The organism is Acetobacter sp. DsW_063 (assembly GCF_002153745.1).
Taxonomy (GTDB): domain Bacteria; phylum Pseudomonadota; class Alphaproteobacteria; order Acetobacterales; family Acetobacteraceae; genus Acetobacter.
The window spans coordinates 1-291 of the sequence record NZ_JOPL01000118.1 but is presented as its reverse complement, the minus strand read 5'-3'; the positions used below and the strand labels follow the sequence as shown (position 1 = coordinate 291).

Sequence of the window (291 nt, the reverse complement as noted above, 5' to 3'; positions counted from 1 at the left end):
GGACGCCGATGTCCGGTGTGCCTTGAGGTGTGTTGCATCGATCATCAGACGCTTCGAACGGCCAGCCTGTTCTGTCAGGGCGACAAAGATCCTGTCAAAAACACCGAGGCGGCTCCACCGGATAAAGCGATTATACAAAGTCTTGTGCGGACCATACGCTTTCGGGGCATCCTTCCACTGAAGGCCGTTGCGGATGACATAAACGATCCCGCTCAGAACACGCCGGTCATCCACGCGTGGCACTCCGTGCGCCAGAGGAAAAAACGGCTCAATCCGCTTCATCTGGCTCTC

At 56.7% G+C, this 291-nt stretch carries 1 protein-coding gene; it reads right to left on the bottom strand.

All coding sequences use genetic code 11. The features are described from left to right. The coding region (locus tag HK28_RS12775; protein WP_143217425.1) for a transposase at positions 1–291 on the bottom strand (291 nt) is incomplete at both ends.